The sequence below is a fragment of the Nocardioides sp. genome, from assembly GCF_036267815.1.
In the GTDB taxonomy this organism is placed as follows: Bacteria; Actinomycetota; Actinomycetes; order Propionibacteriales; family Nocardioidaceae; genus Nocardioides.
Genome location: NZ_DATAVI010000005.1, coordinates 1 through 9975, shown reverse-complemented (window position 1 = coordinate 9975; position 9975 = coordinate 1). Strand labels below are relative to the sequence as shown.

Sequence of the window (9975 nt, the reverse complement as noted above, 5' to 3'; positions counted from 1 at the left end):
CCGGTGCCGGACCAGCTCCCGCAGCTCGCGGGTGGCCGGCGGCGCGATCCACGCCTCGGGCAGCCGACCCATCCGCAACAGGTCGGCCAGATCCGCGGCGTCGCGGAAGTCGTTCTTCACCCGCCGGTACTCAAACGCCTTCACCCCCAGCGGATGCGCCAGATGCACCCGCGCACCTGCCGCCTGCAGGGCGTCGACCGCCCAGTACCAGCCGTAGGTGGCCTCGAGCACCACCTCGGGACCCTCCCCAGCCCGGGCCATCACCTGGTTCAACGAGTCGACGTCGTTGAGGACCCGGACCGCCTCAAGGACATCGCCGCCCTCGGTGGTCCGCACCAACACGGTCCGGCGACGATGCAGATCAATACCGACAAACTGTCTTCCTGCGTACCCTGACATCAGGGGCCTCCTTCGTCGTGAGAGACGTCAGCACCCCCAGCATCCGCCAGGGGCACGAGGAGCGGAGGCCCCGCTCCTTCATCGCATCAGGGCCGTTTCGCGATCTACGAGACCCTAGATGTCGTAGTAGAGCTCGAACTCGTGCGGGTGCGGGCGCAGGGCGACGGGTTGGATCTCCTGGGTGCGCTTGTAGTCGATCCAGGTCTCGATCAGGTCGCTGGTGAACACCCCGCCTTCGAGCAGGAAGTCGTGGTCGGCCTCCAAGGAGTTGATGACCGCGTCGAGGCTTCCGGGCACGGTGGGGATGTCGGCGTGCTCGTCGGGCGGCAGCTCGTAGAGGTCCTTGTCGACCGGCTCGTGGGGCTCGATCTTGTTCTTGATCCCGTCCAGGCCGGCCAGCAGCATCGCGGAGAAGGCCAGGTAGGGGTTCGCCGAGGGGTCCGGGCAGCGGAACTCGATCCGCTTGGCCTTCGGGTTCGAGCCGGTGATCGGGATCCGGACGCAGGCCGAGCGGTTGCGCTGGCTGTAGACCAGGTTGACCGGGGCCTCGAAGCCGGGGACGAGCCGGTGGTAGGAGTTCACCGTCGGGTTGGTGAAGGCCAGCAGGGACGGCGCGTGCTCGAGGATGCCGCCGATGTAGTAGCGCGCCATATCGGACAGGCCGGCGTACCCCGTCTCGTCGTAGAACAGCGCCTCGTCGCCGTCCCAGATGGACTGGTGACAGTGCATCCCCGAGCCGTTGTCGCCGAAGATCGGCTTCGGCATGAACGTTGCCGACTTGCCGTTGCGCCAGGCGACGTTCTTCACGACGTACTTGAACTTCATCACGTCGTCGGCGGCCTTGAGCAGCTCGGCGAAGTTGTAGTTGATCTCGGCCTGCCCCGCGGTCCCGACCTCGTGGTGGGCGCGCTCGACGGTGATCCCGGACCTCTCCAGCTCCAGGACCATCTCGTCTCGGAGCTCGCCGAAGTGGTCGTAGGGCGCGACCGGGAAGTACCCGCCCTTGTAGCGCACCTTGTAGCCACGGTTGTTCTCCTCGGAGCCGGAGTTCCAGTAGCCCGCCTCGGAGTCGATGTGGTAGTACCCGGCGTTCACCTTGGTCTCGAAGCGCACGGAGTCGAAGACGTAGAACTCCGCCTCCGGCGCGAAGTACGCCGTCGTGCCGATGCCGGTGGAGGACAAGTAGGCCTGGGCCTTGCGGGCGATGTTGCGCGGGTCGCGCGAGTAGGCCTCGCCGGTGAGGGGGTCGTGGATGAAGAAGTTGACGACCAGCGTCTTCGCGGTCCGGAACGGGTCGAGGTAGGCCGTCGTGCCGTCGGGGAACAGCGACATGTCCGACTCGTGGATCGCTTGGAAGCCGCGGATCGAGGAGCCGTCGAAGTTCAGACCATCGTCGAAGACCGACTGGTCGAACGACGACACCGGCACCGTGAAGTGCTGCATGATGCCGGGCAGGTCGCAGAACCTCACGTCGATCATCTCGACGCCTTCGTCCTTGACGTACTTCAGCAGGTCGTCGCTGGTGGCGAACATCAATCCTCCTCGGCCGCCGGCCGCGGCCCCGGTGTGGTGGTGCAGGTCTGTGCAGTGCCCGCCGCGGCTGCGGCGGTGCCCTCACCGTACGAGGGGCCAGTTTCTCGGCGGTGTCCCCGGTGTTTCACGGGTGTAACACAGGCGCCCAGTCCGGTGCTCGGCAAGCGACCAGGCAAGCGACCAGGCAAGCGACCAGGCGAGACGCCCGGCGACATGCGCCGCCCGGGGCGGACAGTACGCTGACGCCGTGCCGGCGACGGAGCTTCCCTTCGAGACGGCCTCGTGGGCACACCGGATCGGGGCGCTGCTCGTCGACTACGCCGCCTGCTGGGGCGTGATGCTGCTGATCTACGGCGGTCGGTGGTTCGGCAGCGGGCCGCTCGCCTCGCTCTACCTCAACCTGTTGTTCGCCGCCGAGTCCGCTGTGTTCATGGCCCTCGCGGGCGGGTCCTTCGGCCAGCTGGCGACGCGGCTGCGGGTCGTCCGCATCGACGGCAGCGGACGCCCTCTCAACCTCCTCACCGCAGCGCTGCGCCAGGTCCTGATCCTCCTGGTCATCCCGCCGCTGATCTTCCGCCCTGACGGGCGTGGGCTGCACGACATGATCTGCGGCTCCGCGACGGTGCCTCTGCGACCCGCGTCGGCTCGCTGACCTGCTGGGGGGCGGCTGCCAAATCCCCCGCTGAAGCGGGGTATTTGGCACTTCTTGGGGGTTGCAGCCCCCAAGAAGTGCAAGGAGAGGCCAGGAAGTCTGGCGCCAGGCAATCATTCGCCTGATTGCCCCACGGGCGTCACCGGGCCGCGGCTACGGTTGGGAGTCCCTGTCCCGGGTACGTCGGAGGAACGATGCGGACTCTCACCCTCAAGAAGGCGGCTCTGGTCGCTGTCGTCCCGCTCGCGCTGGCCTCGCTGACCGCGTGCGGCGGAGGCGAGAGCCCGGGAACGGCGACACCGGCGTCGTCCGGAGGCAACCACTCCGCGGCGACCAGCACCGGCTCGCACATCGAGAGCGCCGGCTTCCTGCACCTCGTCCAGGGCGCCGCCGCCAAGATCACCACAGCCAAGGTGTCGATGGCCGGCACCGCGTCGGGGCAGCGCTACACCATGAAGGGCGCGCTCGACCTCACGGGCAGCAAGCCGGCCATGGACATGACGATGAACCTCGGCTCGGCCGGGATGAGCGGTGTGGAGATGCGGCTGGTCGACGACACCATGTACATGCGCCTGGGTCAGATGACGCAGGGGAAGTTCGTGAAGTTCGACCTCAACGACCCGAGCAGCCCGCTGGGCTCGCTCACGTCCTCGCTCGACCAGCTCGACCCCAGCAAGATGATGTCCGACCTGAAGCCAAGCACCTTCCGCGGCGTGCGCCTCGTCGGCACCGACTCCTCCGGCAAGCACTACCACGCCGTCCTGGTCACTGCGAACGCCCCGCAGCTCAAGGGGCTGCCCGCGTCCGAGACCGCCGACCTGCCCAAGACGATGGCGTACGACGTGTGGCTGGACGGCAAGGGCCGCTTGACCAAGTTCGTCGTCTCGATCCCGAAGCTGCTGAAGCTGACCGCGCACTACACCGACTACGGCGCGCCCGTGCACATCGCGGCACCGCCGGCCTCCCAGATCACCGCGATGCCGGGTTCCAGCTCGTCGCTGTGAGTCGCCGCTGACGAGCAAGACCCGAAGGGGATCGGTCGACCCGTAGCCGTCTCGACCCCCCGCCGCATGGTCACGTACCGTGTCGGCGACGGGAGGAGTCGGCGCGGTGGAGTGCATCGCCTGCGCTCGGGAGCTGGCAGACGGGTCGGCCTTCTGCCCTGCCTGTGGCACGCCCCAGGTCCCGTCCATCGCGTGTCAGACCTGCGGCGCGGTGCTGGCCGGCGGTTCCGCGTACTGCAACTTCTGCGGCTCCCGAGTAACGGTCGACTCGCTCTCGCCGACCAGTGACCACGCGGGTGGTACGGCGGCCGAGCGGCGCGTGACGTCGGTGCTCTTCGCCGATCTGGTCGCCTTCACGACGCTGGCGCAGCTGCACGACTCAGAAGACGTGCGCAGCATGCTCACCGAGTACTTCGACGTCTGCGCGACGATCGTTCGCCGCTACGGCGGCACGGTGGAGAAGTTCGTCGGCGATGCGGTGATGGCGGTGTGGGGGGTGCCGACCACCCATGAGGACGACGCCGAGCGGGCCGTGCGGGCCGGGATGGAGCTCGTCAACGGCGTCGCCGCGCTGGGTGAGCGGCTCGATCTGCCGCAGCTCGCGTTGCGGGTGGGGATCGTGACCGGTGAGGTGACGGCCACACTGTCGGCGACCGACCAGGGGATGGTGGCTGGTGACGCTGTCAACACGGCGGCGCGGGTGCAGTCGGCGGCGGCTCCGGGCGAGGTGTGGGTCGACGCCACGACCCGCACCCTGACCGCCGCGGCGGTGACGTACTTCGACGCCGGCAAGCACGCGTTGAAGGGCAAGGCGGAGCAGATGCAGCTGTTTCGCGCCGGGGCGGTGGTCGCCGCCCGGGGCGGGAGCCAACGCGTGGACGGCCTGGAGGCTGCGCTGGTCGGCCGGGAGCGACAGCTGCGGCTGCTCAAGGAGTTCTTCCACGCGGCCGAGGAGTCCGGCGGCCCCTCGGTCGTCGTGCTCGACGGCGAGGCCGGGTTCGGCAAGTCACGCCTCGGCTGGGAGCTGGAGAAGTACGTCGACGGGCTCGAGGCCCCGGTCGCCTGGCACCGCGGCCGCTGCCTCTCCTATGGCGACGCGGTCGCGTTCTGGGCGCTGTCCGAGGCGGTGCGCGCGCGCCTCGGCCTGGCCGAGGACGACCCCACCGCCGTGGTTCTGGCCGCCTTGGACAGCATGCTCGGCGAGCTCGTGCCCGACCCGGCCGAGCGGGCCTGGCTGCGACCTCGGGTGGCCTCGCTGCTGGGGGCGGAGTCACGCGAGTTCGCCCGTGAGGACCTCTTCGCGGCCTGGTCGGCGTTCCTGGAGCGCGTGGGCGCCGGCGACCCCGTCGTCCTGCTCGTCGACGACGCCCACCACGCCGACCAGGGCACGCTCGACTTCGTCGAGCACGTGGCGGCCAACGCCCGGTTCAGCTTGTTCGTCCTGCTGCTGGCCCGGCCCGAGCTGCTGGAGCGGCACCCGACGCTTGGCGGCCGCCGAGCCTCGGTCCTGCGCCTGGAGCCGCTCCCCGACCAGGCTTTGGCGGAACTCGTCGGCAGCCTCGTCGCCGGGCTCGACGATGCCTCGGTCGACAGCCTGGTACGCCGCTCCGGGGGCATCCCGCTCTTCGCGGTCGAGACCGTCCGGGCGCTGATCGACCGCGGTGTCATCAGTCCGCAGGACGGCCGGTACGCCGTGACGCCGGGCCAGGTGGTCGACCTCGACCAGCTCGGAGCGCCGGCCTCGTTGCACGCCCTGGTGGCGGCCCGGCTCGACGCTCTCAGCGTGCACGAGCGACGAGTGATGAGCGACGCGAGTGTCCTGGGCGAGTCGTTCACCCGCGAGGCCATCGGGATCCTGGCCCGCGGCGTCCCTGACCTCGACTCCGTGCTGGCGACCCTCCAGCGTCGCGAGCTTCTGACCACCGACCAGGATCCCTTCTCCGCCGAGCGCGGGCAGTTCCGGTTCGTCCACTCGGTGGTCCGCCAGGTCGCGTACTCCACCTTGGCCCGCAGCGATCGCAAGGCCCGGCACCTCCTCGTCGCCGACCACCTCGTGTCCGACAGCGAGCGCCTCGACGAGCTGGCTCCGGTCGTGGCCCGGCACCTGCTCGACGCGGCCGAGGTCTCCGCGCCGGACGACCCCGCCGTCGTAGCCCTGCGAGATCGTGCCTCCCATCTCCTCGTCACCGCCGGAGTCCGCGCCTGCTCCCTGGGTTCCTTCGCCGACGGGTTGCGGGTCTTCCGCTCGGCCGTCGAGATCATCGACGACGACCAGGCCAAGGCCGCGGTGCTCAGCCGAGCCGCGAATGCCGCCGTGCGCGTCTACGAGAACCACTCGGCCATCGCGGACGCCCAGCAGGCGATCGCGTTGTACGACGAGGCCACAGACGTGCGGGGCGCGGCCGACGCGGCGTACTCGCTGGCCAAGTCGCTGGGTGAGCTCGGCCGACACGACGAGGCCGTTGCGGTGGCCAAGCAGCACCTCGCCTCGATCGCCGAGCTCGTGGGCGCGGAGCTCCTGGTGGGCCGCCTCTCGCGCGTCGTGGGCGAGTACCTCCAGTTCCAAGGGCTGTTCCGAGAGGCCGCGCCCTACGTCGACGACGCGCTCCGGATGGGCGACCTGGCCGGCGATGCCGAGACGCTGGCAGCGGCCCTCAACCTGCTCGCCGCCGAGCAGCTGGTGCTCGGGTCGGTCCATGTCGCGCACCTGCTGTACGCCGGGATGGCCGAGGTGTCGCGCAAGAGCGAGCTGTGGAACCCGCTGACCATGGCCCTGGGAAACGAGGCCTGCCTGCTGGCCTCGCAGGATCTCGACCGGGCCATCGACCTGATGCAGCAAGGTGTCGTCAACCAGGCCGACCATGGGCTGCCCCGGCACCTGGGCATCGAGTCGAACCTGGTCTTCTGGTACTGGCTGTCGGGTCGCTGGGAGGAGCTGGACGAGCTCCTCCTCGACGTGGTGCCGGAGACCCCCGGATCCTCGCTCATGGCCAAGAAGGCAGCGGGCACCGATCTCCTCGTGGTCTGGGCCGGCACCCGCGAGGAGCGGCTGGTCGGTCGCTTTCCGGGCGAGCAGGACGCCGTCGTACCCGGCCTGGCCATCTACGAGAAGTACCGACAGGTCGGCATCGCGCTCGCGGCAGGACGCGACGGGGATGCGGTCTCGCTGGGTGCCGAACTGGTCGCCGCGGAGATCCAGCTGAACGGGCTGACCGACGACCTGCATGCCTTCTGGTCGATCGCGGCTCGGGCGGCCATCGCGGCCGACGACCCGGTGGCGCTGCGAGCGCTCATCGAGCGGCTCGTGCCCTACCCGGACCTGGCCCTGCCCCTTGCCCTGCGAGGTCAGCGCCGTGTCGCCCACGGCCTCGCGGAGACCTACGCCGAGTCGCCGGACGACGAGACGGTCGTGACGGCGCTCGAGGCGGGCATCGCCGAGCTCGCCGAGGCCGGCAGCCTCGTCTGGGAGGCCCACGCACACGAGGACCTGGGTCTGTGGCACCTGTCCAACGGACGCGACTCCGAGGCCGGTCCGCTCCTCAACGTGGCCCGGGCGACCTACGAGCGCCTCGGTGCGCAGCGCTGGCTGGCCCGCCTCGACGCCGCTCGGACGAGCCGCACCAGGCGCCCGGTGTCCTGACCCCGGGCCGGGTCGAGCAGCCTCGACGCGCCGCGCCGCGCGGGTCACCCCCGTGGCTCTCGCGGGCCCAGCCGCCTTCTCGACCCTTGCCGCACGGTCACGTACGGTGTCGCCGACGGGGAGGAGTCGGCGCGGTGGAGTGCATCGCCTGCGCTCGGGAGCTAGCAGACGGTTCGGCGTTCTGCCATGTCTGCGGCACGGCGCAGGCCGCGCAGTCGTGTGCCGAGTGCGGCCAGATGCTTCCCGTCCGGGCGGCGTTCTGCAACCGGTGCGGTGCCGCGCTGCCGCAGTCGGGTCCCGGTGTCGACAGCACGAGCGTGGCGTCCGGGACAACGGCCGCCTCACCGGCGGCGGAGCGGCGGGTGACCTCGGTGCTCTTCGCCGATCTGGTCGCCTACACGACGCTGGCGGAGCTGCGCGACTCAGAGGATGTGCGCAGCATGCTCGCCGAGTACTTCGACGTCTGCGCGACGATCGTCCGTCGCTACGGCGGCACGGTGGAGAAGTTCATCGGGGATGCCGTGATGGCGGTGTGGGGAGTGCCGACCAGCCACGAGGACGACGCCGAGCGCGCGGTCCGGGCGGGGCTGGAGCTGGTCGCCGGCGTCACAGCCCTGGGTGAGCGGCTGGAGCTGCCGCACCTCTCCCTCCGCGTCGGGATCGTCACCGGCGAGGTGGCGGCCAACCTCGTGGCCACCGACCAGGGCATGGTCGCAGGGGATCCCGTGAACACCGCAGCGCGGGTGCAGTCGGCGGCGGGACCGTCGCAGGTGTGGGTGGATGCCACGACCCGCACGCTGACTGCGGCGGCCGTCACCTACTTCGACGCGGGGAGGCACGTCCTCAAGGGCAGGTCGGACCCGGTGCAGCTCTTCCGGGCCGGCGCCGTCGTCGCCGCCCGTGGCGGCAGCCAGCGCATCGACGGGCTGGAGGCGGCCCTGGTCGGCCGGGAGCGGCAGCTCCGGCTGCTCAAGGAGCTCTTCCACGGCACCGAGGAGTCCGGCCGGCCGACCGTCGTCGTCCTCGACGGCCAGGCGGGCATGGGGAAGTCGCGGCTGGGGTGGGAGCTCGAGAAGTACGTCGACGGGCTGGAGACGGCCGTCGCCTGGCACTACGGCCGCTGCCTCTCCTACGGCGACGGCGCGGCGTTCTGGGCACTGTCCGAGGCGATCCGCGCACGTCTGGGCCTGGTCGAGGACGATGCGGCAGACGTCTGTCTCCCGGCGCTCGACCGCGCCCTGGCCGAGCTCGTGCCCGACGAGAGGGAGCGCGACTGGCTGCGGCCGCGGGTGGCCTCGTTGCTCGTGGAGGACACCAGGGAGTTCGCGTGGGGAGACCTCTTCGCGGCCTGGTCGACGTTCCTGGAGCGCGTGGGCGCCGGGGATCCTGTGGTCCTGCTCATCGACGACGCCCACCATGCCGACCAGGGCCTGCTCGACTTCGTCGACCACGTCGCGACCAATGCGCGCTTCCCTCTGTTCGTGCTGCTCCTGGCCAGGCCCGAGCTTCTCGAGCAGCGCCCGACGCTGGGTGGCCGCCGGGCGACCGTCCTGCGGATCGGCCGGCTCCCCGATCCGGCCCTGCGCGAGCTGGTCGCAGACCTGGTCGGGGGACTGGACGACACGGCCGCGCACAGCCTGGTCGAGCGGGCCGAGGGCATCCCGCTCTTCGCGGTCGAGACCGTCCGGGCATTGATCGACCGTGGTGACGTCGGGCCGCTGGAGGGTCGCTACGTCGTGATGCCCGGCCGGGTCGTGGACCTGGAGCAGATGGGCGCCCCGGCCTCGCTGCACGCGCTCGTCGCTGCCCGGCTCGACGCACTGGCCCCCCTGGAGCGACGGGTCATGAGCGACGCGAGCGTGCTGGGGGAGTCCTTCACCCGCGAGGGCATCGGGATCCTGGCTCACGATGTCGCCGACATCGACGCGGTGATGGAGACGCTCCAGCGCCGCGAGCTGCTGGTGACCGACCACGACCCGTTCTCGGCGGGGCGCGGTCAGTATCGCTTCGTCCACTCGGTGGTCCGCCAGGTCGCGTACTCGACCCTGGCTCGCAGCGACCGCAAGGCACGGCACCTCCAGGTAGCCGAGCACCTGCTCACCGACCGCGAGCGCGTCGACGACCTGGCGCAGGTGATCGCACGACACCTCCTGGACGCTGCCGAGGTGTCGGCACCGGGGGACACAGCCGTTGCGGAGCTCCGCCGACGCGCCTCGGTGCTGTTGGTCACGGCGGGGAACCGGGCCTGTGCCCTCGGTGCCTTCGCCGACGGTCTCCGCGCGTTCGGTGAGGCACTCGACATCATCGGCGACGCCGCGACCCGGTCGGTGGTGCTGAGGCGGTCGGCGGACGCTGCCGTCCGGATCTTCCAGCTGGAGACCGCGCGAGACTACGCGCGGGAGGCTCTGGCGCTGTGCGACGAGATGGGGGACGTCGTGGCGGCGGCCGAGGCGGGGTGCCTGCTGGCCAAGTCCCTCGGTGAGCTGGGCCACCTCGACGAGGCCATCGAGCTGGCGACACGGCGACTGGAGTCGGTGGAGGGCATCGCGGGATGCGAGCCGCTCGTGGGGCGTCTCGCGCGGGTGGCCGGTGAGTACCTCCAGTTCGGCGGCCGGTGGCGCGAGGCCGCGTCGTACGTCGATGTCGCGCTGCGGATGAGCGACCTCGCCGACGACGCCGAGACGCTGGCCGGAGCCATCTACCTGCTCGGCGTGCAACAGCAGCTCCTCGGGTCCGTCGAGGTCGCC

Annotated in this window: 6 protein-coding genes; 4 read left to right on the top strand and 2 right to left on the bottom strand. The window is 70.7% G+C overall.

Translation table 11 applies throughout. The annotated features are described in order from the left end of the window. A partial coding sequence (locus VHW64_RS00740; RefSeq protein WP_329648582.1) for an IS110 family transposase occupies positions 1-399 on the bottom strand: 399 nt, incomplete at its 3' end. Between the two features lie 114 nt (positions 400-513). Beyond that, a complete protein-coding gene (glnA, locus tag VHW64_RS00735) occupies positions 514-1932 on the bottom strand; it encodes a type I glutamate--ammonia ligase (protein WP_329648581.1) in 1419 nt (472 codons plus the stop codon). A 247-nt stretch (positions 1933-2179) separates the two neighbouring features. Here glnA and VHW64_RS00730 point away from each other — a divergent pair, with 247 nt between their 5' ends. The 4 genes from VHW64_RS00730 to VHW64_RS00715 form a co-directional block, all read left to right on the top strand. Continuing rightward, positions 2180-2584, top strand: a complete 405-nt coding sequence (locus tag VHW64_RS00730; RefSeq protein ID WP_329648580.1) for an RDD family protein — start codon at positions 2180-2182, stop codon at positions 2582-2584. 194 nt (positions 2585-2778) lie between these two features. Beyond that, entirely contained in the window at positions 2779-3588 is an 810-nt protein-coding gene (locus VHW64_RS00725; RefSeq protein ID WP_329648579.1) for a hypothetical protein, read from the top strand. A 106-nt stretch (positions 3589-3694) separates the two neighbouring features. Further along, on the top strand, positions 3695-7228 hold the full coding sequence (locus tag VHW64_RS00720) for an adenylate/guanylate cyclase domain-containing protein (RefSeq protein WP_329648578.1): 3534 nt from the start codon (positions 3695-3697) through the stop codon (positions 7226-7228). Positions 7229-7362: 134 nt separating this feature from the next. Continuing rightward, on the top strand, positions 7363-9975 hold a 2613-nt coding region (locus VHW64_RS00715), incomplete at its 3' end, for an ATP-binding protein (RefSeq protein WP_329648577.1).